Origin of the sequence: Sporosarcina sp. ACRSM (assembly GCF_022346545.1) — a bacterium.
GTDB lineage: Bacteria > Bacillota > Bacilli > Bacillales_A > Planococcaceae > Sporosarcina.
Map to the genome: position 1 here is coordinate 93,764 of NZ_JAKRNU010000003.1, position 26,505 is coordinate 120,268.

The following is a 26,505-nucleotide window of genomic DNA, read 5'->3' on the forward strand; positions in this document are numbered from 1 at the left end:
AAGCTGTGACCCGCCACCCCTAGAAGTGGCGGGATGAACGCAATGACGTCGAGTTAACAGCGGCAATTGATTAGGAAGTAAGCGGGGTCTGAACAATGGGGAAAAAAATAATGGTTGGTTTGACACTGTTGATCATGTTCATTAGTGGCTGTTCACCGAAAGAGGAACGGAAAGTGATTTCCGATGAAGTGACAATCGTCGCACCGAGCTCTGTCGGAGGAGGGTGGGATACGACGGCACGCGCGATACAGGAAATTTTAGTAAGTGAGAAGTTGTTTGACGGGGATATCCATGTACTGAACAAAGTAGGAGCAGGCGGGGAATTAGGATGGAAGTACGTGCAGCAGCAAAAAGAATCTGTACTAGCCATCAATTCGAGTTTGCTCATTACGAATCATTTGCTAGGGCAAAGCAAACTGACTTATAAAGATTTCACACCGATTGCCACTTTGGCTACGGAATGGGAAGTGGTCATCGTTGCAGAGGATTCAACTATTAGCAGCGCCAAAAGCTTAATGGACAGTTTGAAAAAAGCACCGCATGCTTATAAAATCGGACTTTCACCGCGGTTGGGCAACGATGATCAACTATCCTTTGTTTTAGCCGGAAAACAAGTTGGGCTGAAACCGGAAGAACTGGATTTTTACGTCTATGAAAACAGTGCGCAAGTAGTGGATGCATTATTAAAAAACCAAATTGATGTGGCAACGATGACGTTAGCCGAAGCCAAAAAATATTATGATGCGGGACAAGTGAAACTGCTTGTAATCTCCGCTGATGAAAGATTGCAAGAACTGCCTGAAATCCCTACATGGACAGAGGAAGGCATGGCGGTCGTATTTGAACATTGGCGCGGGATTATGGGTCCTCCTCATATGACGAAAGAAGAAATTCAATTTTGGGATCGTACGCTTGAAAAAATGGTGCAGACTGAAGCATGGCAACAAATACTTGAAAAGTATATGTGGAATGATTTTTATAAAAATAGTAATGAAACGGTTAAATTTCTTGAAGAGCAAGGAAAGATGTATGAGGCCCTCATGAAGGTCGACCATACAGAATAGTTAATTTGGATTAAAAGAATATAATGTTTTTAATGAACTTAATGGATAGATGTTTCGTATTGTATACTTCGGCAGATGATGACTGTATGATAATGGAAAAATCATGCAAGACAAATACGAATCATCCCTCTATAGGTTGAAAAATGAATTGATTATGGAACCTTTCAAAAGGTAGACAAGGCACAGCTTTTTCGATCTCTAGAGGCGAGCGGTAGGGGTGAGACATCATGACTTTTTCATCAAGCAAAAATGCGGTGAACAGTAGTAAACAGCAACTTCTTCAGCTATTGGAAACATTGCTTTGCGGCATTATTGGTGGTGCTGTATTCACAGTGTTACATTTACCATTAGCCTGGATGTTGGGGCCCCTGACAGCGGTCTTTGTTTGGAAGCTGATCGCCAAACGGGAATTGCATTGGTTGAAAAGTTTCAAAAATGGGGGACAGATGGTATTAGGGTATAGTATGGGGCTATCGTTTACGATTGCAAGTGCGAAACAGATTGGCCACCAGCTGCCATCAATGGCGATTGTGACGGTCCTTATGGTAGCTTTTGGGCTGGCCATCGCTTTTTTAGTAGCAAAGTTCACAGGTATGAATTTACCAAGTGCTGTCATGGGAACGACGCCAGGAGGGTTATCCCAAATGGTCGTATTGAGTGAAGAGATCAAAGGGGCAGATACAACTGTTGTAACATTCATGCAAACAATTCGGATGTTAACGGTCATTTTCATAGTCCCTGCACTATCCATCCATGCCTTTTCGGGTGGCGGGATACAAAACAGTGAACCTGCCAGCGGAATGGTGACGCAAGCGGCATCCAGCGGCTTTTTTCATGTCCTGCTAGTTGTGGCGATTGTGCTATTCATCACCGCCTGTGCAGTCCACTTCAAATGTCCAACGCCATGGATTATAGGGCCTTTACTCACTGCGGCGATTATGACGGTCAGTGGCTTTGAAACACCGCAACTTCCTCCGATTTTGATCGTTGTTGCACAACTTTGCTTAGGCGTGCATTTGGGACTTGGTATCAAAATAAATCGATTGGCAAATTGGAAAAGATTATTGCCGTTTTCCATTGTTTCTGGATTGCTCATTGTCGGTTTTTCACTCGTTTTAGCTTATGGCTTACATATCGTTTATCCGATTTCGATGACAACTGCGTTTTTATGTATAGCTCCCGGCGGCTTGCCGGAGATGGGAGTGACGGCACATACCGTCCAAGCAGATGTATCGATGGTTGCGGCTTATCAATTGTTTCGGGTGTTTTTCATCTTGTTTATCGTACCCATTTTTCTACGGTGGATCTTTGGCAGACAGGATGCTCTTGAAAAAGCAGCAAAAGCACTATAATTTGGTTGAAAAACGCTTGGTTTTTTTCAAGCGTTTTTTTTTGCATTTAATGTTCGAATAAACTGATTATGGTTTTAATGTATAAAATAATTATTAAGAATTTTAATAATAATATTTTGTAATCGTTTACATTTTCTCCTCGCTGCTTTAGATTAATAGATAATATAAAAAATCTTAAATTGTTCGTCAAATTAGATAGATGTTTTACGGCAATTGCAAATGGGGAGGTCATGTTATGTTAGCGTTTTTAGGGTTTTCGATGATTGTCGTATTTATGTTTTTAATCATTACGAAACGAATGTCTGCAATGGTTGCATTAGTTTCGATTCCGATTCTTTTTGCATTGATCGGCGGTTTTTATGCCGGTCTCGGTGACATGATGATGGATGGGATTAAACAAGTGGCTCCGACCGGCGTCATGCTCATGTTCGCCATCCTGTATTTTGGGATTATGATAGACTCTGGTTTGTTTGATCCGCTCGTTTCAAAAATCCTGTCAATCGTTAAGGGAGATCCCTTAAAAATTGTTATCGGTACCTCTGTCCTTTCCATGCTCATAGCACTTGATGGTGATGGAACGACTACGTATATGATTACAGTTGCGGCCATGCTTCCGCTTTATAAGCGTATTGGCATGAATCCACTTATCTTAACATGCATGGCAATGCTTTCACTTGGTGTGATGAACATGACGCCTTGGGGAGGGCCGACAGCTAGAGCTGTAGCTGCTTTGCAACTCGATATGGGGGATGTGTTTGTACCTCTGATTCCTGTAATGGGAGCTGCGATTGTCTGGAATCTATTCACGGCGTTTGTACTTGGGAAAAAAGAGCGTAAAAGATTGGGTATCGCTGAGATTCAATACTCGGAAGCAGAGCTACTTGCGATGAGTCAGGCGGGCGCGACTGCAACGATGGAAGATTATAAACGCCCGAAATTGAGATGGTTTAACCTTGCTTTAACAATCGCACTTCTTGTTTGTTTGATAGTGGGCGTATTGCCATTGGCCACTTTGTTCATGATTGCGACAATCATTGCTTTAATGGTGAACTATCCGAACTTGGATGATCAAAAAGCAAGAATTTCGAATCACGCAGCAAACGTACTTGCAGTTGTAGGATTAGTTTTTGCTTCAGGTATTTTCACTGGAATTTTATCAGGTACTGAAATGGTAGACGCGATGGCGAACAGCCTCGTTTCGGTCATTCCGGAATCTTTAGGCTCATACTTTACTGTCATTGTGGCTGTAACAAGTCTTCCGTTCACTTATTTCATGGCCAACGACCCTTACTATTTTGGGGTGTTGCCGATTTTGGCTGAAACAGCGGCGGCTTATGGAGTGGACCCGGTAGAGATTGCACGTGCGTCCATCCTAGGACAACCTATTCACGCGATGAGCCCGTTAATGGCTTCCGCTTATCTACTTGTCGGTATGGCTGGAGTAGAATGGGGAGATCACCAGAAGTTCATCTTTAAATGGGCATTGGGATCCTGTTTTGTCATGATTATTACAGCGATTGTTCTAGGGGTTATTACATTCTAATCTGAAATAAACTAAAAAATCATCTCGTGGTTATACAGCGGGATGATTTTTTTCTTATATTTGTATTCTACTTAGGTTTGCTAAATCACGCATAATTTCACGTGGTAATTCACTGTACATTTGACGTGATGCTTTGTATAATTTTAGTAATAAATGCATAGTATATAAGGAGATGTGAGAAATGAAGGTGGATGTTATGGAAAAGCCCCAATTCAATGTTGATCAGGTCATCCCAGCATCAATCGCAGCTAGGCGTTTTGGAGAAGTGCGCAAAAATGCAAAAGTTGTTCCGCAATTCATTTCTGAAAACAATCGGATTGATTCGGTTGTGCAAAGTTATGAGGATTATGAAAAGATGTTCATGGAATTGGAATACCTTCGCGAATTGACGTGGGAATTGAACCTTTCTAATCGTATTGAAGCAGCTGATTTGAATCCGAGTCATCGGTATCATTTGAAAGAGGTCATGGGAGAAGCGGATTATGAAGAGTTTCAAAAGATTGACCCAGACGCTATATCCGATGATGAATTATTCGATTGATAATGAAGAAATTTGAAATTGTGTTTCTAGAAGAAGCAAAAGAAGAGTATGGAAAATTAGATGGATCGATAAAAAAGTTTGTGGATATTGCAATTACAAAAATGCAATTGCGGGCGGATGAACTTGGAGAAGAACTGACAAAAAAGAGCCATTCCAATTTAGTTGGATGCAGAAAAATTAAGTTTAGGAAAATCGGAATCCGAATCGTCTACCGCATTATTGGTGATAAAGCAGAAATAGCGGAAATTATTGCTGTCGGTAAGCGAGAGGAGAACGAAGTCTATAAAAATGCAGCCAAACGTCTATCCAAACTTCAATAAAAGCACTTGTGAAATCAATTTTGACTTCATAAGTGCTTTTTGGGTTTGATTACTTTAAAGGTTTCCATGTTTAGTTTGAATTAAAGAAACTTCTCAATTATGCTGAACGTATTAGTAGAAGAATGATCCTTTGTTCAAGTAATAGGGAAGTTTGTTGAACTTATGTATGAAAGGGGCATTTCTATTAAGTAAAAGGAACTCCACCAATAAAATGAATTCAAAGCAAAGTGGCTAAATTAAGGAGAGAAACTTGAAAAATATAATCCTATGTCTTGTAAATGCTGTTATGTTATTTGGTATTTGGTTGTTTGCTTCTGTTTTCCTGTCCACAGGGGATGAGTGGTGGTCCTTATATACTTTTAATATGGAGGAAATGTCTCCTTTCAATGTAGAAATATCTCGGCTAAAAGTCTCTATTTTTGGATTTATTTCCTTAGTTATCTCTTTTTTTCTTGTAAAGATAACCTCGGAAAAAAGATGAAGCAAACGATAAGGGGGAGAAATTGTGGTTTATTTACGTGCCTTTTCATTTCCGAACGAGGATATGGAATTTGACTTTATCATAAAAATAAAAAGAACGTGCTATGACTCGTTTTATCCGTTTAAAATTTTATCAAGAAATGGTTTTGAAACAATTGATTTTGAACCCGTGACGATTTTATATGGCGGAAATGGTTCCGGAAAATCTACTGCATTGAATGTGATAGCAGAAAAAGCAGGAATCAAACGCGATTCTATCTATAATAAATCCAACTTCTATCCTGATTATGTCAATATGTGTGAGATGCAACTAAAAGCGGATATCCCTGAAAATAGTAGGATCATTACGAGCGATGATGTATTTGATTATATGTTGAACATCCGGAATCTCAACGAGGGAATTGACCAAAAACGGGAAGAGCTTTTTGAAGAATACTTAGACGCGAAATATTCCCATTTCCAGATGAGATCCCTGGCAGATTACGAGCAATTAAAAAAGGTGAACACAGCTAGAAGCAAAACGCAATCCCGTTTTGTGAGAAATGAACTGATCGATAATGTGAGGGAATATTCGAATGGGGAAAGTGCATTCCGCTATTTCACCGAAAAAATTGAGGATAATGGACTTTATATTTTGGATGAGCCGGAGAACAGCCTTTCTCCAAAACGGCAGCTGGAATTGGTGAAATTCCTTGAAGACTCTGCCCGGTTTTTTGGCTGTCAATTTATCATATCAACACACTCTCCATTTCTACTCTCCATGAGGGAAGCGAAAATTTATAATCTCGATGAAAATCCTGTGACTGTGAGACGCTGGACAGAATTAGAAAATGTCCGCACATACTATGAGTTTTTCAAAAAACATGAAAACCAGTTTTGAGATGCTTTACAAAGAACCTTTCGGAGTAACAATTCCATTCCTCCTGAAGTGGGAATATTAAAAGGACTATTACTATCTCACTAGAATTTATAAATATAAGGATTGGGAGGAGTTATATGTTCTGGATAAAATTCAGTTTGACCGTGATAATTGTTTTTGTCCTTATTTCAATAGTGAAGTTTCTTCTGAGACACCTACTCAAAATTGAGAAAGTAAAAAAAGAGTTTTTTTCTTTTAATCATGTCAACGAGTTGCATCGGAAAATTGATAAAGGTTTAAGAACTTTTTCTACGATTACTTTATTGATTCTAACTTGTGTACTGGTGGTTTTTTATCCAGATTTCATGTACCTATTTTTAATTGCGATCATGACTTTTATGGTGTTGGATTACTTGGTAAGAGCATTTTTTGAATGGAAATATACACAACATCCGAAGCAAGCTATTTTGACTTTGACGGAAATGTGTTTGATTGTATTGGCAATCATACTTGTTATCGAACTTAAATTGCTTGGTCCTTATTAAGTTAACAGGTTCTTTATTTGAAGGTGATTAACTGCATAGAGTCCTCTTTTTTTCTTGTTTAATTTGCTTATAACAAATGGGCGATTTAACGGGATTAGGAAGCATCCGTTTTTCATTATCGGACCTTTTAATAAAACAGAACCTTTAGACGAGAAATGAATATCAGAAGCAAGTAATCGGTTGCGAAAAATATGCTTGGAATATCAATTCAGTTTGGAATAGCCATTATCGGCTTCTTATTTTCATTACTGATAAGGGAGAGAATTAAGTATTGAAGAAAAACGTACTTCTAATTATTTTGTTTTCTCTGGGAATTATTTCAAGAGTAATCGCCCATTTTATTAGATTTGTAATTACATCAGATATACCAGTTTTATATTCGGAATCAGGAGCTATAACCGTTCAAGTCCTTTTTAGTTTAGCGACTTTATTACTTTTGTTCGCTTCAATTTCTTTTAGAAGTAATAAGCCAAGAGTCATTATAGGCTTTACATTTCTTTTGTTATTTATTATCGACCTCTTCATTTATAAAAGCCATCTCGGGGCAGAATACTTTAATTCTTCCTATGCACAATTACAAGTTGCAAGCCTTTTGAGTGCAGGCATCCTGGCGCTATTCAACTTTTTCCTCGTATTTAGAGGAGATTCACAGGGACAAGCCTCTGTTCTGATTGACAATAGAGCAAACTAAGCAAGAAGTGAAGGGGGAATTCATGTCACTGTTAAAACGTTTTGCTTTTTGGTTGCCTGTATTGACAGTCATTCACTATATGTTTGAAGTGTTGTGGAACCCGGTTAAAGACATCGTGTTTGCCTTCGACCCCTTGCTAGCAAAAATATTTTGGATGCTTAACAGTGGCGGCTTTCTGTATGATGACGAACATTTTAAAATCCTTTTTCTAGGCTTTTTGGTTCACTTTCTCCTATGGTTCATCTATGGTCTTATTATTGATTACATGATCAATTTGATCTTTAGGCAAAATGAAAAAGCTCGCCAAGAATGAACGCCTACTGAGCCTGCAACAATCGGGCATGAGTTGGCCAGGAGTGTTTAAGAAGCGTTGTATAGTTGCAATTGCAATCTTGAATATTTGGCTCATTTGTATTCAGATGATTCGTCGTAAACTTGTTTGCGGCTATTATTTTTCTTTACATTCTTTTCATTCTTTACATTCTTGTTAGGTGTTAACCGTCTGTTAGTTGTCTGTTACTCGTCTGTTACATGGACTGTTGAAGAACCCTCCAAATCTTGATAAACACCCTAGTTTACAATGGTTAGCAGTCGATTTTTGTTTGTTGATTCGTCTGTTAGAAATTCGTATTGTGTTAATTTTTTGTGTGTCGTCCGCATTTTCCGGGCGCTGCTATTTTCCCCATGTTTTTTGCCGTAATTGGCCATCGTAAGTGGCGTAACCAAAAGCACTTTTTGCATCGGCGTCAACTCTGTCCACATCGGTTTTTCCACCAGTTCCCGATGCAGTTTGCTCCAACCTTTTTCCATTGCGATCCCCATTCCTATGATCAGTCGCCTCACTCTTTATATAGAGAATTCTTAGGGGAAAGTGGACATCGGGTGGATTTTTATTTTTCAAAGAGCAGGTTAATGACAACAATACTTATGTCCAATATTTTACATATGTTACAATGCAGGTAAGTAATAGGAAAGGGCAAGGGAGGGGTTAGCATGCTTTTACTTTGGTACGCTTCATTTCTCACGTCAATCATCACATTAGCATTCGGAATTTTTAGGCGTTCTTGGCTTTTGATGCTAATCAGTACAATTACTTTTATACCCATCGCATCCTATTTTTTCGGAGCAAATAGTGCTGTGAAATATGTGGGTCTTACCTCTATTATTTTTCTGTTGTTGACGGTGTTTTTTTGGTTCTCGGACAGAAAAACGAAAGCTATATAATTCTGCAAAACGGGCGCTTTAGTTTAAGAACGTTGAAACATCTGAATGGGAGGGGCTAAGTATGGATGATTATGAACAATTTAAAATGAACAGTTTTGAAACATACTCATTTACACGCTTAGTGAGAACGCCAAGTGTAGAATTCTTTTTTATTCGTGGAGTAAATGAAGCAGGAAATTTTAATGAATACTGGGATGGCAGGCTAATTGAAGTATTGGGGTACCTTGTTATCTATTCAGATCTTCAACGAGATGAACAAATAAATTATATATATTTGATTGAAGATGAAGGTAAAAACTATCAGGATATTGTCCGTTACACAAAAAAATTTGTAAGTGAAATGAACACAAGGTTTGATCTAGTTGATATGGAGAACTTTATTATTAGAAAGACTAATATATATCAAAAAGGATTGCTTAAAGAGGAAATAGTTGATTTTATAAAAAAAATTGTTAAAGAGGATATTCCAGAGGTAGTTTTAGATGAAATAACCAAGGGAATATTCGGAAAGTCCTTTTGAGATAAGTTGATTTTCTTAATGGGCAGTCATTGCTTATTTCAAATTAATGAAACTTTACTGGCATACTGGGCGTATCCGTAATTAGAAAGATTCCTTGTTCAGGTAACGGGACAGGTTTGTTGAAGAGTGCGTTTAACCTATGCTCAACAATCGGACCATTTAACTGAGTAATTATACGACAATAAACCAAATAGGTGGTGATCATTGTGTACGAACTTAATGACTCGCATTTTTTTATCTTTGATACTTCATCCTTAGTTATAGCTGGTGTTGCTATTGTTTTGACAATAGCTGGCGTTTTCTTTTTCAAAGCAAAACAAAGAAGGAATCAGAATTAGTTAGTATTCCATTATCGAGTGCTTTACTTCATGAAGGGGTAAAGCCTTTTTTTCTATTTAAAAAGAAAAATAAATAGCTACATTGGGGAGAAAAATGAAATGAAGTTATACATTGAACATTATGTTACATTCTTACTCTTAATTTCATTTGGATTTTTTTATATTATTACGTCGTTGTTGATGGGAACACATGAACCGTATCGAGATTTACTGATCACTATTGCTGTTGTTCACTTTGTGATGTCGAAATTGATAACTATCAAAAAGAATGAAGAATAGATCCTTTTACAAGAGGTGAGCAAAATGGATTTATGGGCTGTTGTTCAGGAACGTTATCTGTTTCTTTCTATATTTGTAATCATTATACTAGCGAGCTTAATTTTAGTGTATGCTTCTTGGAAAAGTCGTTCTAATATGCCCAAAGGTTTAATTGGGGTAATCATTGTATTATGTACAATTCTAATTGGTTTGTCTTTAGGAGCATTAGTTTTTTCAGTTTCTTTTGGATATAATTCGTAGGATGAAAGATTAAGTGAGTGGACTCTTCGCATGAAGGGGAGAGCTCTTTCAGACCCAGTAATTCTAGAACAAAGGACCCCACCTATTCGTTTTCCCAAATAGGTGAGGTCGCTTTATTTATCTATATTTTTCAATTTAGACACTTAGATCATAGCGATGGGCCGGTTCATTCCGACGGATGGCTCCTAACAGCAGGAGGAAGGCGATATCCATGATGACGACGCTTAGTCCTAAGATGAAGGGGAATGCTATCCACAAGTCCCCGGATACATTCATGGAGAATGACGAAAGGAAAAGCGCTAGTAAGTGAATGCCGATGTAAAAGTTGAAGACCCGATTCGTGCGGCTGATTAGTGCGCGGTCTGCAAAATCATGGACAATGCTTTTCAACACTGCAAACAGAAAATAAGCGACAATCAGTTTTAAGGCGAGTAAAGCGAAACTATACATTTCCCAGCCGGCTAGATTGGGTTCCGATAGATTGATGAAAATCGAAGGGAAGGAAATGACAATCCCGAGCCCAGCCGCAATTTTTGCTTTTTGAGCATGGGGATATTGTTCAACAAGCCTGGCACTTCCTGCGTACAGCAAATAATAACCGATCGGATCAGCGAGCCAATCAAAACCGAAATGGATCCGGAAGAAAACGAAGAGGTATCCCCAGAACATCATTTGTAATGCTTTATTCATCGGAACCCTCCTTTGTTTTCCGTTTTATGATTTCATTGACGTCTTTTTGTTCTAAATAGGGATAATGAATGTAGCCTTCGGCGGTTGAGAATTTCTTGCCTGATGCACTTGTTCCAGAGATAGAGATCCGCAAGTCCAATACTGCTTTGAAATCGGGATCAAGGGCGCTGTATAAGTTAAGGAAGTCGCTTGTGTCCATAGTGAACGGCAATGTTAAATCCTTCAAGTCTCGTGCGGGTAATTTGTTCCAATCATCTTGTTTGAAATCATTAAATGTACTAAATGATGGCGGTTGATCGGGTGTGTGTACCTTGATCCGAAAATGATCTTGTAGTACTTCTTGAAAAGAAGTTGTAATCGCTTCAACTGTCAATGGTTCAGTGACCGAATAATGTGCCAGCTTGTAAGAAGAACTGGACGTCGAGCTGGATTGTCTTAATGGACTTTCTTCGTAATGAAAAGGACGGAATTTCACCATTCCAATTGGTGCGGTGATTTGTGTGCCGTCGGAAAAATAAACGTCCATTTCTGTAAAAGAAAATTCCTCGAGATGATCTGATTCTGGTAAGTATGTATCGAACTGAACTTCAATTTTGCGCAATACGTGATTAGTGAATGTCTGGTCGTTATACACTTGTTCGCCAGGGAGATGATAGCTATGTGGATAGCCGACCCATTCTCCGGCTGAAACAGAGGTGACGGTTGTTCTGTCGTTTTTGTTCGCCAAATAGTAAAAAGTCATCTGAATGGTATCCTGTGATGATGTTTCAATATAATGATCCAAGAAAATCGGTTCATCCAATTGCTTGGAATAGGCGTATATGGAATTGGCAATCCAACTGATGCCGATCAGACTTAAGGCTATCCAGAAAAAACGGGCGTTCATGATATTTCCCCTCCTTATCTATTTCCTAAGTATACCAAATGGAAGGGGTAGCAGGATTGTTATTCCAACATAAAACACCCCGCTTGATCGCCTAGCTTAAATAGGCGGAAGGGGGTGTTTTTGCATTTCAGTTTATCCCGCTTTAACGGGCAGTAAGACTCCCACTTCAAGACTTAAGTAAAATGATCAGGATAAGTGGGAGATCAACTGCCCGTAAAAGCCCGATTGGTTCGGGTCAACACGATGTTGGTCACACAAGCGTTGTCACAGGACGTGACGCTTTTAGCTTGTGTTCCCCTCAATCAGTGGGGGATGGGAAAAACCCCCACTGATTGAAGTTTCACTTTATCGTGTTTTTAACGTGCTGTTCATAAAATAGGCACTCAAAATGACAAGGAGACAAAGGGTGCCTACTAACCAAAATGCCAATGTATGAATCCCATTGAATAGTTGTTGATAGAACAATGCGCCAAATACGCCGCCTAATAATGGTCCTACAATGGGAACCCATGCGTAACGCCAATCAGATGATCCTTTTCCGGGAATCGGCAAGACAAAATGGGCGATTCTCGGACCGAGGTCACGTGCGGGATTAATGGCGAAACCGGTGGCGCCTCCCAATGATAAGCCGATGGACATGACAAGAAACCCGACGATCAGCGGATTTAATCCTTCGGTAAATTGATTGGCGCCGATCGCTAGAAGCCCAAGGACCAGAACGAATGTGCCAATCATTTCGCTCACAACATTGGAAAAGGGCTTTCTGATAGCTGGAGTCGTTGCAAAAATGACCAGCTTTTGTTCGGGATCACTCGTTTTTTCCCAGTGTGGTAAATAATTCAAGAACACAATGGCTGCACCGATGATGGCCCCGATGAGTTGAGCTGCAATATATGCCGGAACATCTGCCCAAGGGAAGGCGCCGATTGCAGCCAGCCCTAACGTGACGGCGGGGTTGATATGAGCGCCGCTTATTCCGCCAACCGCATAGACGGCGATCGCTACTGCGAGTCCGAAACCCATCGTAATGACAATCCAGCCGGAAGCTTGTGATTTGGACTTATTGAGCACAACTCCGCCAACAACTCCACACCCCAAAGTGACTAAAATCATCGTTCCGATCAATTCACCTAAAAATGCCGACATGGGAAGTCCCCCCTAATTGTCGATTCAGGATTGAAAAAACTATTGAAATGGCCCTTGGCGGTCATAACGAACCTCATGCCGGTCATAAACCTAACCATGACGGGCATAACAACATGCATCCGGCATGATAGTAGCGTTCAAGTTATCTTTTTACTAATCCATGTGGATCGATGACAAACTTTTTCGCTGCGCCTTTGTCAAACGTTTGGTAGCCTTGCGGTGCTTCTTCCAATGAAATAAGCGTCGCATTGACCGCCTTGGCAATTTGGGCTTTACCGCTGAGGATTGATTTCATCAGAAAATCATGGTATTTCATGACAGGCGTTTGTCCTGTGACAAAATGATGCGCTTTTGCCCAACCTAGCCCGATACGGATTTTCAGTGTTCCGATTTTGGCGTCCTCATCGACAGCGCCTGGATCACCTGTTACATAAAGACCTGGGATTCCTAATTTTCCTCCCGCACGTGTCACTTGCATGATGGAGTTCAGAACGGTTGCTGGTGCCTCTCCTTGTTCCGATCCATGTCCATGCGCTTCAAACCCTACACAGTCTACTGCACAGTCGACTTCAGGCGTTCCAAGGATTTGGGCAATTTGTTCGCCGATATCGTCATGATGACGAAGGTTGATCGTTTCGCAACCAAAACTTCTCGCTTGTGCCAATCGTTCTTCGATCATATCGCCGACAATGACACAGGAGGCACCGAGCAATTGTGCGGAATGGGCTGCCGCTAAGCCGACAGGTCCGGCACCTGCAATATAGACCGTCGAACCGATTGTAACTCCTGCACTGTACGCACCGTGAAATCCTGTCGGGAAAATATCCGATAACATGGCCAAATCGAGGATCTTTTCCATCGCTTGTGCTTTGTCCGGAAACTTCAATAGTTGGAAATCGGCATAGGGAACCATGACATACTCCGATTGACCACCGACCCAACCGCCCATATCGACATAGCCATAAGCCGATCCAGGGCGATCTGGATTGACATTTTCACAGATATGGGTGTCTTGTGATTTACAGCTTCTACAACGACCACAAGCAATATTGAAAGGTACAGAGACGAGATCTCCGACTTTCATAAATTCCACATCTCGTCCTACCTCAATGACTTCACCGGTGATTTCATGTCCTAATGCAAGGCCGCTTGGGGCAGTTGTCCGACCGCGCACCATATGCTGATCACTGCCGCAGATGTTTGTAGCGACCACTTTCAAAATGACCCCATGTTCACATTTCCGTCCGACATTCAACGGATTGACTCCAGGCCCATCCCGTAAGACCAAGTCTGGAAACCCGATATTTTCAATTGCTACTTTTCCTGGTTCTTTGTATACCACAGCGCGATTTGACATTCACAATCCCCCTATTAGTAGTTTGTCCTTGCAACCTATTGATATGTCCGCTTCCTAGTAAACATGCATCAAAGTTTAATTGATGAAAAATGAGCAGAATGATCTTAAGAATTTCTTCATAATTCCAGTTAGTGTATGTTAAGATTTGACGGTTACAATTGGTATCATAGAAACAAAGCGAGGTGCGGAAGATGGCGAAGTTCAAAGTGCTCGTGGCGGATGACGACCAAGATATCCGTAACGGGATTGAAATTTATTTGAAAAATGAAGGTTATGAGGTGCTGAAAGCTGCGGATGGGCAAGAGGCGCTTGCGTTGTTGGAGGCAAATGATGTTCATCTGCTCATTCTCGACATTATGATGCCAAATATGGACGGCATTACAGCGACGTTTAAAATACGGGAAGTGCGCAATATCCCAATCATCATGCTCAGCGCGAAGGCCGAGGATTCCGATAAGATTCACGGGCTATCGGTTGGTGCGGATGATTATGTGACGAAGCCGTTTCACCCAATGGAATTGATGGCGCGCGTGAAGTCACAACTGCGGCGCTACGTCCAGCTTGGTACATATGATGGCCAGAAAAAAATCGAAGTCGATGGACTTGTACTGGATGAGGAAGCAAAGGAAATTACACTGGATGGCGATGCGGTAAAGCTGACGCCGATTGAGTATAAAATTACGGAATTGCTGATGAAAAATGCAGGACGCGTCTTTTCCATCAATGAAATCTACGAACGTGTCTGGAATGAAGAGGCGTATAACGCGGAAAACATCGTCGCGGTCCATATCCGGAAAATCCGGGAAAAAATCGAGGCGGATCCGAAAAATCCGCGCTATGTAAAGGTGGTGTGGGGCATTGGCTACAAAATCGAAAAGTGAGCGAGGTATTATTTGGTCCATTGTCGCACTTACCATTGCGGCACTGAGCATCGGGTATTGTTTCTCTCATATTATTGACTTGATTAGTAATGGTGTGGAACGTTCAAGCCGGGCCATTGCCTATCTCACACGGCTAGTGAAAGGAAGTGTATGACGGTGAAAAGGAATACAAGCATACCTTATCTTGTATGGGCTTCATTAGTCGTTATTGTTTTAATGGCATTGCAATCATTTGTGGAAAATGGCAACTACCGCTATATTGGGAAAAGTTATGTCGAGTCGGAAGACTTTCAACAGGAAATGGAGAATTTTTATACAAGTTTCAGCACAGCTATTTTAAATCCAGTTGACTTAGAGGCGGCGAAAAAGAACATTGTTGTGACGAGCTCTGAAATCGAAGAGCATCGTACTTATTATGGCACGCTTTCCGAGCAAGTCGGCAACATTGAAGAACAATATGCAGAGCGGATAGCCGATGCGGAAGCTGCGAAAAAAGAAAATCTGAAAAAGACATTGGTGGAAGAGCGAGATGCCAAAATCGCCGATATTCGCAAAAATTTTGAGTCGGATGCACATGTAGAGGCGAAAATCCGTGCCGATAAAGAGCGGCAACTGGAGCAAGAGTGGCAGGACCAAATTCGAAGTGCGAAGGAGCAATTGTATTTTCCTGTGGCGTACGAGTTGACGGATATTCAATCGGGGGAGACGTTTAAGGCTGGGGATATAAGCGTAGTGGCAGGCTATAAAAAGACCTTCAATCAAAAGGAAGGTTATTTGCGAGCAACTCCATATCCGATTAATGACTTCGATTATGACAGCTATCCGTCGGAGAGTGTCTACGAGTGGGGCGATTCGGTATTTAGTCATACAGAAGAGACGGTGGCAACAACTCAAAGCAATTCAACCGATACGGCTTTGGAATCGGGCCAACCGCAAGCTGTAAAGAAGTTTGAGGGAACGGTGATTGTGCCGAAGAGTGCAATGAAAGAAGGACTGCTTGGCAGAAATGTAGACCAGTATAATCGCCGATTGCTTGGGATTTATATGCTTGGAGGGCTTGGCCTTCTTGCGCTACTTGCGTTAGCATCCGTCGTGCGTTTTAAAAAGGAATGGGTGACACAGAGCAGCTTTGCCTCACGCTATGATCGGCTGAAGTTGGATTTGAAAGTGGCGTTGTTAATCCTTTCAGCTATGATCGTTTGGGGGTTCACCTTTACGATTCTTCATCGCTATACTTGGTTCTTTTTTCAGTACAGTATCGAAAACGGGTTGTTCTTGCTCCTATCATTTGTCGCTTTAGTATTCCTCCTATGGGCGACGGTGTTTCAATTGGTGTTACTCGTGGAGCGTTTGAAAAATGTAGAAACATTGGAACAGGAAATTAGGGATAGTTATAGTGTGAAATTTTTAAAAGCATTGCAGGGAATGTTTTTGAATCGCAAGATGGGTGTTCAGACATTCATTCTGCTAATCGGCTTTTTCCTTGCGGGCATCGGGTTCGTTTGTATGTTTATTGATCCGATCTTTATTGTTTTGTACACGCCATGTGTGCTGTTCCTCGGGTTGCCGGCCCTTTATATTTTTGTGAGGCGTGCTGCGTATTTAAACCGTATTTTGGTTGCGACGGAAGCGATGGCGAAAGGACAGCTGAATGAGGATATTAAAGTGGCAGGGAAATCCCCGCTTGCGGAACATGCGAAAAACTTGAATAACCTGCGCGAAGGGGTCCGTATTTCAATGAGCGAGCAAGCGAAAAGCGAACGGTTGAAAACGGAGCTCATTACGAATGTGAGCCATGATCTCCGGACACCGTTGACGTCAATCATTACGTATACGGATTTATTGAAAAATGAAGAGCTTTCGTCTGAGGAACGTTCAAAATACGTGGACATTCTTGATAAGAAGTCACAGCGTTTGAAGACGTTAATTGAGGATTTGTTTGAAGTCTCGAAAATGGCGAGCGGCAACTTGGAGCTGCACAAGCAGCGTGTCGATTTAACCCAGTTGCTCCAACAAGCACTTGCAGAACATGAGGAAGAAATTACAAAGTCGGGCTTGGATTTCAGGGTGAATAGCTCGGATTCTCCGCTCATTGCGTATGTCGATGGGCAAAGATGGTGGCGGGTACTCGACAATCTCATTGTCAATGCCGTCAAGTATACGTTGCCGGGGACACGTGTTTACATCACGCTTCGTAAAGTGGGCGATACCGCCGAGTTTGTCGTGAAAAATATTACGAAATATGAACTTGGGGACAATACCGATGAATTGTTTGAACGGTTCAAACGGGCAGATACTTCCCGTCATACGGATGGATCAGGTCTAGGGCTTGCGATTGCCCAATCGATTGTCGATATGCATAATGGGAATATGAAAATCGAAGTGGACGGGGATTTATTCAAAGTGACGGTCGTCGTGGCGGCGATTTGATAGATTACTCATGAAAAAAGCTGTACGCAAATGCGTGCAGCTTTTTTCAATAGAAGTAAATCATATATACGCCAACGATTAAAACACCTACATCCGCAAACATATGGATGATCCAAGACGGCAAAATGGTTCCGCTTCGTTCATTGACCAGTTGGAAAATGATGCCGCCAATCCAAAGCCCCGCAACAGCCAGCAAGAGGATGGGCGTGCTAAACCAAGGCAGAAAAATGGCGATGTGGTAAATCGCAAAAAAGAATGAAGGCAACAATAGACGCAATAGAGGCCTATCCAAAAAGCTCGGTAATAAGCCGCGGAAGAAAAACTCTTCCAAAAGAGAATTGCCAAAAAGGATATAGAATGCGACAAACGGGAATACTATAGATGTCACGCCTGCATCAGCAAGGTCATCGACAAGTGCATCGATGTCGATGAACGGCTGTAAGAGGATGAAAGTCGCGAGGATTGTCCCCATAATCGCGATGCCGAAAACGATGGCGATGTTCATGCTTTTGCGATCGGTCTGACGTAAGCGGAAAAACGGGAAACCGGTTTTTCTGAACAAAATGAATGGGACAAGCAAGAAAAGAGTAGCTTTTGCCACTGTCTTCAATAGGTATGTCACTTCCAGCACTTGTTCAATCCAAATCAAAATAGCAATGCTGGCAAGTGCCGATAGAATCCCGATAACTGTTCTCAAAAAAATCCCTCCGCTTCGTTGTTAAATGGGACGTTAAGGGGAGAAGTTCGGTTTCATCGAATTTGAAAGTTTTGTGAAGTTTCTGTTAAAAGGGGGTAGAATACTAGGATGGATGACTGAGTTGTGCTATAATTCTTTCAAATAGTATTTTTTGCGAGAAGCAAAACCATACAACAGAAGAAGGGGGCATTACACATGACGAAATCTGACGGAAAGTATCCAAACAAAGAAGATCTTGAACCAAAAGTTCCAGGGGTTACCAATCCAGACGAGCTCCCCCTTGCAGATCCTTCCGATTCGAATACATCAGACGTCTTCCAAAAAAATGCGCAAGAAAAAGCGGGGGTACACATTCAGTCCGCTTACGGTGCGAACAAACCGGACACCAGCTACAATGGTCTGAAACCGGGCGAACGCTTTCCTTATGGCGATCGAAAGGAATATGAACGCCAATTCAATCAGTTATCACATGATAAGTGGAATGAGGTAAAACCGAATGAGGATCCTTTCAAACCTAGGGTTTAACTGATTAGCGACCCATCCACTGCGGAGCGGTCGCTTTCCTAATTCTACTAATATGCGATACAGTAAGAGGGAGACTAATGGAAAGGGCTGATGGAAATGTCTACTTTAAAGCAATTGAACTTTACGCGCATGCACGCATTAAGACAGTTAGAACAAGCGCCGGAAGAAAAATGGGATACGCAGCCTGAAGGATTCAGCAACACGATCCGTTGGAATGCAGGCCATATTTTTGTAACGATGGAAGTATTCGTTCAAAAAGCAATACCTGAATATACACCTGTGAACCCAGAATGGATTCCTTTTTTTGTTACGGGATCTAGCACATCTCAATGGGAAGGTGAACCGCCTACCAATGAAGAGCTACTAACAGCATTGAAGGCACAATCTGAACGAATTGTCGCTCTTCTTGAAGGGGAATTAGATCAGACATTGGCGGAACCTGTACGGATTGGAAATATTCATACGATGGAGACAGTGGATGCTGTTGTCCAATTTATCGTATGGCACGAAGGGATGCACGCTGGACTGATTCAAGGGTTGAACCGCGTGGTAGGGAAATAATTTCATAATGAAAAAGTCGTCTACAATCGGATAGATTCGATTGTAGACGACTTTTTGTTGTGGAGAAAAGAATGACCATAGTTCAAAAGTCACGAGATGCAATCAAAACGGTGATGTGTGCAATCAAACTAGCCATAAGTGCAATCAAATGCAGTTCGAATGCAAGCGAACCCTTCACAAGTGCAAGCAAGTAGGAAAGGAATGGCTTGCGCACGTTCACTTTTGTTCATTGTCATTCCGCTAAATGATGTTTGAATGCGTAAATGACCGCTTGTGTTCGGTCTTGTACTTCGAGTTTCGATAACAGGTTGCTGACGTGGGTTTTTACTGTTTTGAGTGCAATGAACAACTCGTCTGCGATTTCTTGGTTGGATTTGCCTTTAGCCAGAAGAAGCAAGATTTCGAGCTCGCGTTCCGTCAGGTCGTCATGTGGAAGGCGCTCCGTACCCGCGCGCATCTTCTGCATCATTTTTGTCGTCACTTCGGGCTCCAGTACAGTTTGCCCTTTCACCGTTTCCCGGATTGCTTCTGCAATGCGCTTGGCGTTGGATGTTTTCAATATGTAACTGATGGCACCGGCTTCGAGAGCAGGATATACTTTGTCGTCGTCCAGAAAACTGGTGACGATGACGATTTTGGCTTCTGGCCATTCTTTGATGATGGCGGCTGTCGCTTCGGCACCATTCATTTCTGGCATGACCATATCCATCAAAATGATATCCGGTCGCAATTCCAACGCTTTTCCGATCGCTTCACGGCCGTTGACTGCCTCACCGACTACCTCCATATCTGGCTGTGTCTGCAAATAAGCAGACACGCCGATTCGTACCATTTCATGGTCATCCACTAATAGGATCTTGATCATTAGGCTCCACTCCTTTCCGTGCGGGTAATTTCACTTCTACAATCGTCCCTTGTGAAGGGACCGATACGATTTTACATGTCCCGCCGATTTCAATCGCCCGTTCTTTGACGTTTTGCAATCCGTACGATCCGCCTTTTCCATCGCTTTCTTTAAAGCCGACGCCGTTATCTTGAACGCGAAGAATCGCCAGGCCATCACGTTCGACGAACAATACATCCACTTGTGTCGCTTGGGCGTGGCGAAGTGTATTGGATAATGTCTCTTGTGCGATACGGAATAAATGATCTTCCGCACCCTTTGATAAAGTCACTTCTTCCAAGCGGAAACGGATATCGAACAACACTTTTTCCCGTAATTCAGCTAACAGTTCTTCCAATCCTTGCGCAAGTGACTTGTTATTCAAAGCGGCAGGTCGCAAATGCAACAGCAGGGCCCGCATTTCCAGTTGCGCTTGTTGGACCATCCGTTCGACTTGGAGTAACGGTTTTTGCTGCTCTTTGTCTTCGGCCTGTTCGTTGACGGCCGAGAGTAGCATGGATGCTGCAAATAACTGTTGGGAAACAGAGTCGTGCAATTCGCGGGCCAATCGTTGCCGTTCTTGTACGATCCGTTCCTGGATCATGCGGTCTTGCGCTTCTGCCCGTTCATCCGTAATGCGCTGTAAACTTTTTCGCTGCGTGACGATGACATTCGATACTGTATCGATGGCCCGGTCTAGCCGGGGGGTGAATTTTTTCCTTACTTCTATTTCTTTTTCCGTGTCGATTAAATCGACTAACCTTTGCTCGATCGCTTTTTCCTTCGAACGGCCGAGTGAACCGGTCCAAATGGCAATGCCCCAGCCGAGTAGGAGAGTGGTGTTCAAAATCCACCAGCCAAGAGGGACTTCCGCAAATTGTAGATCGTAAAATGCATACCAAGTCTCCTGCAAAGGCAAGTCGAGGAGGAAATAAATATAAACGGCTGCAATGCCCGTAAAGAGCAAGGATAATGTTAACCCGCGTGCAATAATGGATTTCATTTGCGGTTCACCTCTACATCTCCGCCCCATGTAGAAAGGGCGATGATCAGCTCAGGTGAGTCATCCGTTTTTCCTTCGTAACTATCCTTCATATGAAGGGTTTCGTTAATGAGCCGTTTTCGATGAATCCCGAATAACTTCACATCGCCGATCAATGTCGTGTAATGGATGCGAACGGGTATCTCATAAGGCAAGTCGATCTTGATTTTTCCGATGCCTTGCCGGATGGAAATGAGGGAAGTCCCTTTTGGCAGTACCGTATCCGTCACATCGATATGAATATCCCCGAAAAAGCCTTGGATATGGATGTCTTCCCATTCGTAAGATGAAAAAGGGGAGGATTGAACGGAAAATAATTTGTTTTTCCAAATGCCATTCGGCGTTTCACGTTGAAACTCTTTAAGCGGTCGCATGATCTCTGCCGAAGGAGTACCTTTCCATAACTTAATAAGAACGTATACGAGCACAATGAAGATGAGCAAACGTAAACTCCATAACGTGAAAAGTGCGAGTGCGATGAAAAACAGTCCGAGGATGACGGTCCATTTCGCCCGTTTCCGTGAACCATAATAGACGAGTCCGCCACCAAGAAGGACGAAAACGATGTTGCCGTTATGGAAGAAAGCCGCTTCGATGAAAATGAGCAAAAGGAAAGTGAAGCCCCAAAAGGTGATTTTACTTGTATCGATGCGTGTCAACTGATCATTCTCCCTTCTTGATGTCTGACTTGGCATTGGTCAACAGGTTAAAAGGAAGGCGGATGCCTTCCTCTTATAGTTTACACAATTTCAGCATCTTTTGCGGAATTTTTTGGTTCCGAGTCATTCCCTTTTTCAAGCGCTTCGAGCCTGCGTTCCATGGAAGAGATTTCGTACTCCCGATCGATCTTGCCGCCGAGGTTTTCAATGTATTTTTTCATTTCACCGAAAGATGCGATGTTGCTGTCCGCGTTTTCGGGGGAGATGACTTTGTCCATCCGGCGATGGGCACGTGTGACATTTTCTTTGCCCATCAATTGCAGTTGTCGGACTTTCATATCTTTCACTTTATGTTTCATTTCTTCGAATTTACGCTCCAACGAAATCAATTCGTAGGCCGTTTCCATAATGCTTTCGGAAAGTTCGGCAGCGCGTGTGTCGTAAGCTGCAATTTCTTCTTCGGCAAAGGCGATCAAATCTTCTTCGCCCGCCGTTTGGGCAAGTTCAAGTTGTTGGCGGCGTTTGTCCGCCATTTTTTCTGATTCCGTCAATTCTTTTTGCATTTCTTCTTTCAGTTTACTTTGACGTTCGAGCAATTTTCCGATTGACTCCGTCTGTTTTTCCGCTTCGCGAATGTATTGGTTCAACATGGCGATTGGGTTTTTACTTTCCTTTTTATCGAATAATGTATGAAGATCCGCCTGTACAGAATATTTAAATCGGTTCCAAAGTGAGTTCATCATCATTTCCTCCTCATTATTTTGTAAGTTCGTTCCATTGACGTTCGAAGTTTACGAATGGATCATCTGATTGGGCTTGGATGACGTTGCTATTCTCTGTACCTTTCCATTTACGCCAAGCGTAGTACACACCCGCTAAAGCAAGGATACCGATGAACGCGGGTACATTTGAAATAGCTGTCAACAATCCGATGACTAGAACGATTCCCCAAAAGATTTTTGCAAAAGTGGAATCGCTTTTTCTGTAGTAATGGAAACCCGCGTAAGCGATCAAGGCTGAAACGGCGAGTGCAAGAAGCGATCCAAGATTCGAAACAGCGACAATCCCCGCTACAATTCCCAGTAAGAGAAGACCAAATTTTTTCATATGTTGTTCCTCCTTTCGTTTGTAGCCTAATCTTATAATGATTTCCGACTTGTCCAAACAGGCGCAGAACGGATTTCCATCTAAGACTTGAGACCGAGATCGCCTAGGCACTTGAGGAAATAGGTCGAATGAGTCTCAAAATGTGAGTAGCGCGTGCGTAATGAAAGAAATGGAACTAGTTTGCAAGCTCTAAATTCAACCTGTGGATAAGTAGTAGCGGATATAGAGCTGTGGATAACTAATTTTGATAAACAACTAAAACCCTCTGATTGTGGATAAAAACAGTTAATTTTCAGAAATTATCAACAAATCAATCAAGTTATCCACTTGTACTTGAGGATAACTTCGGTTAAAAACAAAGTTATCCACTGGAAAGTTTTCAACGTATCAACATGTGCATAGTTGTTCATATGAAGCCGCGTCATATTCAACCTTAAGCTTGCGTAAAATAATGAGTAGTTAGGCAACCTCGTCATTTATAGATTCGTCTCTATTAGTTCCATAATCAATTTGCACTTAGTTTTCGTATTTAGTAAAGTTGAGGATGACGGAGGGATAACGTGGAAAATTGGATTATTGAATTTATGAGCCGATTCGGCTATTTTGGTGTGTTTTTTTTAATCATGGTTGAGAATGTGTTTCCACCGATTCCGTCAGAAGTCATTTTGACATTCGGAGGATATATGACCTCGTTTTCGGATATGACGCGAACGGGTGTCATCATTGCGGCGACAGCTGGTTCGGTGCTTGGAGCGATGATCCTGTATAGTATCGGATTATTACTCGATGTGAAGCGTCTGGAGAAAATCGTGGATCGATGGGGGAAATTTTTGCGTTTGACCCGGAAAGATATCCATCGTGCAGACGCGTGGTTTGACAAATATGGTCCTTGGACAGTGTTCTTTTGCCGTCTGGTTCCGTTGATCCGGAGTCTGATTTCGATTCCGGCGGGGATGTCGAATATGAATTTCCCACTTTTTCTATTGCTCACGACAATCGGAAGCCTTATCTGGAATGCGGCACTTGTTTCGGTTGGAGCAGCAGTCGGCGATAATTGGGAATCCATCGTCGGGTATATGGATATTTACTCCAACATTGCGTATGTGATTATCGGATTGTGCGGAATAGCGGCTATTATATGGTACATTCGCTTCCGAAGAAAGAGAGTGTAACGACTTATGGAATTATTTGAGTTATTGAAAGCGTTGATACTGGGCTTTGTGGAAGGGATGACGGAGTTTGCGCCTGTTTCTTCGACGGGACATTTGATCATCGTCGATGATATGTGGTTGAAAACGACGGAGTTTCTTGGTGATCGATCGGCCTTCACTTTTAAAATCGTCATTCAGTTGGGGTCGATTTTAGCGGTTGTCGTTGTCTTTTGGAAACGGTTGTTCAGTTTAGTAGGACTGTATAAGATTGATGGGCAAAAAGCGAATAAAAGCTTTAATTTATTACATGTCATAATCGGAATGTTACCAGCGGTTATTATTGGATTTGCGCTTAAGGATTTTATTGATGTAGAATTATCCGGCGTAAAAACAGTGATTTTTGCATTAGTAGCGGGCTCGATTTTAATGATTATTGCGGATAAATTCGGTCCGAAAAAATCATGGGTGAATTCATTGGACCAAATTACATACAGGCAGGCTTTCGCTGTCGGCCTTGTGCAATGTCTGTCTTTATGGCCTGGCTTTTCACGTTCAGGGGCAACGATTTCGGGCGGTGTCTTGTTCGGGATGAATCATAAGACTGCGGCCGATTTCACATTCATCATGGCGGTTCCGATCATGGCAGGCGCGAGTCTTGTGTCTGTGCTGAAAAACTGGGAGCATTTATCCATGGATGACTTGTCATTTTACATTGTCGGATTCATAAGTGCGTTTGTTTTTGCACTAATTTCCATCCGCTTCTTCCTAAAGCTAATTTCACGCATTAAACTGATGCCATTTGCGATTTACAGGCTGGTTTTGGCGGCTGTCTTAGCGGTCATCGTCTTTTTATAAGAAAAATGACTCTTACACATTTGTGTAAGAGTCATTTTTTTTATCCTTTACGGGAAAATCTTCCCTGGATTGAATAGGTTTTTCGGGTCGAGCATTTGTTTCATTTGCTTCATGATTTCTAAAGCTTCTCCGTGTTCGGCTTGTTGCAATTGGCGTTTGCCTAATCCGACGCCGTGTTCACCTGTACAAGTGCCGCCTACTTCGATAGCGCGCCGGGCCAGTGCTTTGTTTGCCTGCTCCGCTCTTGCTCTTTCGTCAGGATTGTTCGGGTCAAACGCGATGATGGTATGGAAATTCCCATCGCCGACATGGCCGAACACGCCGCTTTTCAAGCCGCTTGCGTCGGTTAATTCACGTGCTAAATGGACCATTTCAGGCAACTTGGAAATCGGGACGCAAACATCCCCGCCTGCAACAACGACTCCCTCTGCATGGCTGTACGCATAGGACATCTCGTGACGGGCTTTCCACAGTTGCGCGCGTTCTTTCGACGTGCCTGCTGCTTCCCAGTCATTGCATCCGAGTTCGCGCATCAGTTCTTTGGCAGTCGCAGCTTCTTCCTCTGTTCCACCTCTTGTTCCGGCAAACTCAAAAAATAGTGAGTGGGCTACTGGTATATCATAATCTCCGTACGCATTGACCGTCGCAATACTTTCGGCATCTACAAGCTCCATGCGTAAAACTGGGATGCCACTTTGTAAGATCATTGTTGCGGCTGCGGCACAAGTATCGATATCGTCAAATGTACAGCGTGCCGCAATGATGTGTTCGGGGATGCCGTGAAGTCGTAACGTGATTTCCGTCACGATGCCAAGCGTTCCTTCTGAACCTGTAAACAATCCGGTCAAATTATAGCCGGATGATGATTTTTTCGCTCTCGTACCTGTTCGGATCACTTTTCCGTTGGCCAATACGATTTCGAGATTCAATAGTTGATCGCGCATCGAACCGTATTTTACGGCAGTCGTTCCACTGGCGTTGGTGGCGACCATACCGCCGATGGAAGCGTCTGCACCCGGATCAATCGGGAATTGGAGTCCGTGTTTATTGATCAGCTCATTCAACTGCATGCGCGTGATGCCCGGTTGAACAGTGACTGTCAAATCTTCAGGCGAGAAATCGAGTACTTTGTTCATCCGTTCAAAATCGACGGAAATGCCTTTGTTGATTGGAATTGCCTGTCCTTCAAGACCTGAACCTGCCCCATATGGTGTGACGTTGACCCCGAACTGATCGGCGATTTCCACGATGGCGATGACATCTTTCGTATTTTCCGGAAAACAGACGACATCCGGCTCGACGGGTGGATGTGGCGATTCATCTTTACTATGGCGATATAATTCGGTTTCATTTTGGGTGACTTTGTCAGCTCCAAGTCGTTTTTTTAATTCGGAAATAAACAACATATTCAGCTCCTCATATTGTTTTGAAAAGTAGATGGTTAGATTCTAAGCTAGTAAATTGATATTACAAAATATATCACCTATTCTTATCATTTTGCAATGTTGATTGAAAATAGGGGATAACCGTCTGGTGTTCATCACTCTAATTATTCGGAAAACTATCATTTACAAAAATCTAAATTTAATATATATTGTTACAGTATACAGTATACAGAGAGTTTTTAGTAGGATGACAG

Annotated in this window: 31 protein-coding genes; 19 read left to right on the top strand and 12 right to left on the bottom strand. The window is 42.3% G+C overall.

Translation table 11 applies throughout. From position 1 onward, the window contains the following. Window positions 1-95 precede the first annotated feature (95 nt). The 9 genes from MHZ95_RS06230 to MHZ95_RS06270 all read left to right on the top strand — a co-directional run bounded on the left by MHZ95_RS06230 (window position 96) and on the right by MHZ95_RS06270 (window position 7,708). Entirely contained in the window at window positions 96-1,064 is a 969-nt protein-coding gene (locus MHZ95_RS06230) for a tripartite tricarboxylate transporter substrate binding protein (protein ID WP_239389662.1), read from the top strand. 227 nt (window positions 1,065-1,291) lie between these two features. Next, window positions 1,292-2,416: an AbrB family transcriptional regulator gene (locus MHZ95_RS06235; protein WP_239389663.1), complete on the top strand. Its 1,125-nt coding sequence runs from the start codon at window positions 1,292-1,294 to the stop codon at window positions 2,414-2,416. 235 nt (window positions 2,417-2,651) lie between these two features. Continuing rightward, the gene (locus MHZ95_RS06240; protein ID WP_239389664.1) at window positions 2,652-3,959 is read left to right on the top strand and encodes a CitMHS family transporter; all 1,308 of its coding nucleotides are present in this window, start codon (window positions 2,652-2,654) and stop codon (window positions 3,957-3,959) included. A gap of 181 nt (window positions 3,960-4,140) precedes the next feature. Then, window positions 4,141-4,500, top strand: coding sequence for a hypothetical protein (locus MHZ95_RS06245; protein ID WP_239389665.1), 360 nt, complete (start codon window positions 4,141-4,143; stop codon window positions 4,498-4,500). A 2-nt stretch (window positions 4,501-4,502) separates the two neighbouring features. Next, window positions 4,503-4,820 carry a type II toxin-antitoxin system RelE family toxin gene (locus MHZ95_RS06250; RefSeq protein WP_370642941.1) on the top strand — a complete coding sequence of 106 codons (318 nt, stop codon included), beginning with the start codon at window positions 4,503-4,505 and terminating at the stop codon, window positions 4,818-4,820. 505 nt (window positions 4,821-5,325) lie between these two features. Continuing rightward, window positions 5,326-6,180 (top strand): AAA family ATPase, encoded by an 855-nt coding sequence (locus tag MHZ95_RS06255; protein ID WP_239389667.1) that lies wholly within the window; start codon window positions 5,326-5,328, stop codon window positions 6,178-6,180. A gap of 116 nt (window positions 6,181-6,296) precedes the next feature. After that, the gene (locus MHZ95_RS06260) at window positions 6,297-6,704 is read left to right on the top strand and encodes a DUF4181 domain-containing protein (RefSeq protein ID WP_239389668.1); all 408 of its coding nucleotides are present in this window, start codon (window positions 6,297-6,299) and stop codon (window positions 6,702-6,704) included. Between the two features lie 271 nt (window positions 6,705-6,975). Then, window positions 6,976-7,395 (top strand): hypothetical protein, encoded by a 420-nt coding sequence (locus MHZ95_RS06265; protein ID WP_239389669.1) that lies wholly within the window; start codon window positions 6,976-6,978, stop codon window positions 7,393-7,395. A gap of 22 nt (window positions 7,396-7,417) precedes the next feature. Beyond that, window positions 7,418-7,708 carry a hypothetical protein gene (locus tag MHZ95_RS06270; RefSeq protein ID WP_239389670.1) on the top strand — a complete coding sequence of 97 codons (291 nt, stop codon included), beginning with the start codon at window positions 7,418-7,420 and terminating at the stop codon, window positions 7,706-7,708. Window positions 7,709-7,965: 257 nt separating this feature from the next. Here MHZ95_RS06270 and MHZ95_RS06275 read toward each other — a convergent pair whose 3' ends face one another. Beyond that, complete coding sequence (locus MHZ95_RS06275) at window positions 7,966-8,205, bottom strand: hypothetical protein (protein WP_239389671.1); 240 nt, start codon at window positions 8,203-8,205, stop codon at window positions 7,966-7,968. 475 nt (window positions 8,206-8,680) lie between these two features. Between MHZ95_RS06275 and MHZ95_RS06280 the strand changes: the two genes are divergently transcribed. The 3 genes from MHZ95_RS06280 to MHZ95_RS06290 all read left to right on the top strand — a co-directional run bounded on the left by MHZ95_RS06280 (window position 8,681) and on the right by MHZ95_RS06290 (window position 9,996). Beyond that, a complete protein-coding gene (locus MHZ95_RS06280) occupies window positions 8,681-9,139 on the top strand; it encodes a hypothetical protein (protein WP_239389672.1) in 459 nt (152 codons plus the stop codon). A 437-nt stretch (window positions 9,140-9,576) separates the two neighbouring features. Further along, window positions 9,577-9,756: a hypothetical protein gene (locus tag MHZ95_RS06285; RefSeq protein ID WP_239389673.1), complete on the top strand. Its 180-nt coding sequence runs from the start codon at window positions 9,577-9,579 to the stop codon at window positions 9,754-9,756. Window positions 9,757-9,780: 24 nt separating this feature from the next. Further along, the gene (locus MHZ95_RS06290; RefSeq protein WP_239389674.1) at window positions 9,781-9,996 is read left to right on the top strand and encodes a hypothetical protein; all 216 of its coding nucleotides are present in this window, start codon (window positions 9,781-9,783) and stop codon (window positions 9,994-9,996) included. 135 nt (window positions 9,997-10,131) lie between these two features. Here the strand turns inward: MHZ95_RS06290 and MHZ95_RS06295 are convergent, their stop codons facing one another. The 4 genes from MHZ95_RS06295 to fdhA form a co-directional block, all read right to left on the bottom strand. Next, window positions 10,132-10,686, bottom strand: coding sequence for a hypothetical protein (locus MHZ95_RS06295; protein WP_239389675.1), 555 nt, complete (start codon window positions 10,684-10,686; stop codon window positions 10,132-10,134). Further along, entirely contained in the window at window positions 10,679-11,572 is an 894-nt protein-coding gene (locus tag MHZ95_RS06300) for a hypothetical protein (RefSeq protein ID WP_239389677.1), read from the bottom strand. Before MHZ95_RS06300 ends, MHZ95_RS06295 begins: the two co-directional genes overlap by 8 nt. Window positions 11,573-11,917: 345 nt before the next feature. Further along, a complete protein-coding gene (locus MHZ95_RS06305; RefSeq protein WP_239389678.1) occupies window positions 11,918-12,718 on the bottom strand; it encodes an MIP/aquaporin family protein in 801 nt (266 codons plus the stop codon). A 142-nt stretch (window positions 12,719-12,860) separates the two neighbouring features. Then, the gene (gene fdhA / locus MHZ95_RS06310) at window positions 12,861-14,075 is read right to left on the bottom strand and encodes a formaldehyde dehydrogenase, glutathione-independent (RefSeq protein ID WP_239389680.1); all 1,215 of its coding nucleotides are present in this window, start codon (window positions 14,073-14,075) and stop codon (window positions 12,861-12,863) included. Between the two features lie 191 nt (window positions 14,076-14,266). Between fdhA and MHZ95_RS06315 the strand changes: the two genes are divergently transcribed. The 3 genes from MHZ95_RS06315 to MHZ95_RS20980 are packed head-to-tail and all read left to right on the top strand — an operon-like array spanning window position 14,267 to window position 17,386. Further along, complete coding sequence (locus tag MHZ95_RS06315) at window positions 14,267-14,956, top strand: response regulator transcription factor (protein ID WP_239389681.1); 690 nt, start codon at window positions 14,267-14,269, stop codon at window positions 14,954-14,956. Continuing rightward, window positions 14,934-15,110: a hypothetical protein gene (locus tag MHZ95_RS06320; RefSeq protein ID WP_239389683.1), complete on the top strand. Its 177-nt coding sequence runs from the start codon at window positions 14,934-14,936 to the stop codon at window positions 15,108-15,110. Before MHZ95_RS06315 ends, MHZ95_RS06320 begins: the two co-directional genes overlap by 23 nt. A gap of 2 nt (window positions 15,111-15,112) precedes the next feature. Further along, window positions 15,113-17,386 carry a sensor histidine kinase gene (locus tag MHZ95_RS20980; protein ID WP_239389684.1) on the top strand — a complete coding sequence of 758 codons (2,274 nt, stop codon included), beginning with the start codon at window positions 15,113-15,115 and terminating at the stop codon, window positions 17,384-17,386. A gap of 46 nt (window positions 17,387-17,432) precedes the next feature. Here MHZ95_RS20980 and MHZ95_RS06330 read toward each other — a convergent pair whose 3' ends face one another. Further along, window positions 17,433-18,083: a CPBP family glutamic-type intramembrane protease gene (locus MHZ95_RS06330; protein ID WP_239389685.1), complete on the bottom strand. Its 651-nt coding sequence runs from the start codon at window positions 18,081-18,083 to the stop codon at window positions 17,433-17,435. A gap of 195 nt (window positions 18,084-18,278) precedes the next feature. On the opposite strand from MHZ95_RS06330, the gene MHZ95_RS06335 reads away from it, so the two are divergent. After that, window positions 18,279-18,608 (top strand): hypothetical protein, encoded by a 330-nt coding sequence (locus MHZ95_RS06335; protein ID WP_239389686.1) that lies wholly within the window; start codon window positions 18,279-18,281, stop codon window positions 18,606-18,608. 96 nt (window positions 18,609-18,704) lie between these two features. Further along, on the top strand, window positions 18,705-19,169 hold the full coding sequence (locus MHZ95_RS06340; RefSeq protein WP_239389687.1) for a DinB family protein: 465 nt from the start codon (window positions 18,705-18,707) through the stop codon (window positions 19,167-19,169). Window positions 19,170-19,401: 232 nt separating this feature from the next. Here the strand turns inward: MHZ95_RS06340 and MHZ95_RS06345 are convergent, their stop codons facing one another. From MHZ95_RS06345 to MHZ95_RS06365, 5 genes are all read right to left on the bottom strand, one after another. Next, complete coding sequence (locus MHZ95_RS06345; RefSeq protein ID WP_239389688.1) at window positions 19,402-20,034, bottom strand: response regulator transcription factor; 633 nt, start codon at window positions 20,032-20,034, stop codon at window positions 19,402-19,404. Then, on the bottom strand, window positions 20,009-21,055 hold the full coding sequence (locus tag MHZ95_RS06350; RefSeq protein ID WP_239389689.1) for a sensor histidine kinase: 1,047 nt from the start codon (window positions 21,053-21,055) through the stop codon (window positions 20,009-20,011). Before MHZ95_RS06350 ends, MHZ95_RS06345 begins: the two co-directional genes overlap by 26 nt. Then, entirely contained in the window at window positions 21,052-21,753 is a 702-nt protein-coding gene (gene liaF, locus MHZ95_RS06355; protein WP_239389690.1) for a cell wall-active antibiotics response protein LiaF, read from the bottom strand. Before liaF ends, MHZ95_RS06350 begins: the two co-directional genes overlap by 4 nt. Before the next feature lie 80 nt (window positions 21,754-21,833). Beyond that, window positions 21,834-22,493 (bottom strand): PspA/IM30 family protein, encoded by a 660-nt coding sequence (locus MHZ95_RS06360; protein WP_239389691.1) that lies wholly within the window; start codon window positions 22,491-22,493, stop codon window positions 21,834-21,836. Between the two features lie 16 nt (window positions 22,494-22,509). Further along, complete coding sequence (locus tag MHZ95_RS06365) at window positions 22,510-22,860, bottom strand: lmo0954 family membrane protein (protein ID WP_239389692.1); 351 nt, start codon at window positions 22,858-22,860, stop codon at window positions 22,510-22,512. A 560-nt stretch (window positions 22,861-23,420) separates the two neighbouring features. Between MHZ95_RS06365 and MHZ95_RS06370 the strand changes: the two genes are divergently transcribed. Further along, the gene (locus MHZ95_RS06370; RefSeq protein ID WP_239389694.1) at window positions 23,421-24,032 is read left to right on the top strand and encodes a DedA family protein; all 612 of its coding nucleotides are present in this window, start codon (window positions 23,421-23,423) and stop codon (window positions 24,030-24,032) included. Between the two features lie 6 nt (window positions 24,033-24,038). Beyond that, the gene (locus MHZ95_RS06375; protein WP_239389696.1) at window positions 24,039-24,866 is read left to right on the top strand and encodes an undecaprenyl-diphosphate phosphatase; all 828 of its coding nucleotides are present in this window, start codon (window positions 24,039-24,041) and stop codon (window positions 24,864-24,866) included. A 47-nt stretch (window positions 24,867-24,913) separates the two neighbouring features. Here MHZ95_RS06375 and MHZ95_RS06380 read toward each other — a convergent pair whose 3' ends face one another. Beyond that, window positions 24,914-26,272, bottom strand: a complete 1,359-nt coding sequence (locus MHZ95_RS06380; protein ID WP_239389697.1) for an FAD-binding oxidoreductase — start codon at window positions 26,270-26,272, stop codon at window positions 24,914-24,916. Window positions 26,273-26,505: the final 233 nt, after the last annotated feature.